Origin of the sequence: Rhodoplanes roseus, assembly GCF_003258865.1 — a bacterium.
GTDB lineage: Bacteria > Pseudomonadota > Alphaproteobacteria > Rhizobiales > Xanthobacteraceae > Rhodoplanes > Rhodoplanes roseus.
Genome location: NZ_NPEX01000538.1, coordinates 1 through 1,813 on the forward strand (window position 1 = coordinate 1; position 1,813 = coordinate 1,813).

The following is a 1,813-nucleotide window of genomic DNA, read 5'->3' on the forward strand; positions in this document are numbered from 1 at the left end:
GACGCAGCCGCGGCGGTCGAGTTGACGGCCGTGTAGGCGGAGGCCGCGGCCAGCGTCGTGATCTGGGTCTGCAGGCTGGTGGTGGTGGTCTGCAGCGTCGTCACCGAGGTCTGCAGGGCGGTGATGTCGGTCGCGTAAGTGGCGAGCGTCGTGCCGTAGGAGGCGAGGGTGGTGCCGTAACCGGACAGCGCGGCGTCGACGGCCGCGAAGGTGTCGGCGATGGTGGAGTAGGCGGTGCCGCCGATCGTGTAGCTCACCGCCGCGATGGTGCCGTCGGCGTTCAGCGTCGTGCCGAGGATCTGCGCCATGGTGGCGTTGGTGCCGTAGAGCTGCTGGCCCGTCACCGCGTCGGTCGAGGTCGCCGACAACGTGCCTGCGGCGACATTGACGATCTTGCGCTGATTGCTGCCCGAGCCGACCGAGACCGTGTTGGCGACGTCGGCGACCGAGCCGGCGCCGAGCGCCACGGCGTTCGCCGCGCTCGCGGTGCTGCTCGCGCCGAGCGCCGTGCTGTTGGTTCCGCTTGCCGCGCTGGCGCTGCCGTAGGCCGTGGCGTACTGCGCCGTGGCCGAGCTGGCCGCTCCCGCCGCGGTCGCCCACGCCCCGGAGGCGCTCGCGTCAGAGCCGATGGTCGTCGCGTGGACGCCGCTCGCCGTCGCGGCGAAGCCGATCGCGATGCTGCTGTCGCCCGAGGCCAGCGCTCCGCCGCCGAGCGCGGTCGAGTAGCCCCCCTTCGCAGTGGCTGCCCAGCCGACCGCGGTGTCCCAGCTCCCGGCGGAGCTGTCGTTTCCGAGCGCCGTCGCGTAGCTGCCGCTCGCGGTGCTGTTCGTGCCGTAGGCGGAGGCGTAGGAGCCCGCCGCGGTGCTGCCGTAGCCGGACGCGATCGAAGCCGTGCCGCTGGCGCTCGCGCCGTATCCGGTCGCGGTCGCGTAGTTTCCGCTCGCTGTCGCGGACGGTCCCAAGGCGGTGCTGTTGTCGCCGCTCGCCGTGCTGCTGTTGCCGAGCGCGACCGCGGCGGCTCCGCTGGCGGCGGCGTTCGGTCCGATCGCGATCGCCGCCTCGTCGGTCGCCGCGCTCTGGAAGCCCATCGCGACGGAGTTCAGCTCGGCCGCGTAGCTGGCGGTGCCGACCGCGACGGAGTTGGTGCCGTAGGCGCGCGCGCCGTTCTGGCCGAAGCCGTCGCCGGCCCCGAGCGCGGTCGCGTAGTCGCCGGTCGCGAAGGCGGCGCGGCCGAAGGCCGAGCTGAACTGCCCGCTCGCATAGCCGGCGACGGTGCTCGCCCCCATGCCCGAGGCCGTACCGGTGAACGCGGCGCTGTTGATGCCACTCGCGGTCGCAGAATTGCCGCAGGCGACCGAGCTCGCCGCGGTCGCCGACGAGGTGCCACCGCCGCCCGCCGTGCTCTCGCAGACGAACTGGGCGCGGGCGCCGTGCGGCAGCGCCACGGCGGAGAGCACGGCGACGGAGGCGAGCAGGACCAGACGGTGCTCCGACCACCGCCCGCGTCCACTCCGGCCCGCGGTGCCGGTCGGCGTGTCCTGCATCCCGCGCGTCATGACGGCATCCCCCCGGCGTACCCCGTGTGCGAGGTCAACCTTTCGGCTCGGGGACAGGACGGCAATTGTGGAAATTTGGGCGGGTTTTTGCGGCGCTAGCCCCGGCGCGCCAGCACCGCGCCGGGGCTAAACCATTACGATCTGCCGATTCCGGCTATCCGGCGACAGTGGTGAAACGTGCGATCGGGCCGCTGCGCCGCGCCATCGAACGCTCGGCGTTGCACCGCCGCAACACGGCGGCACATGGGTCGGTGCGG

General features: G+C 73.1%; 1 pseudogene. It reads right to left on the reverse strand.

From position 1 onward, the window contains the following. Positions 1–1,556, reverse strand: a pseudogene (locus CH341_RS31070) (hypothetical protein); the annotation flags it as partial. Positions 1,557–1,813: the final 257 nt, after the last annotated feature.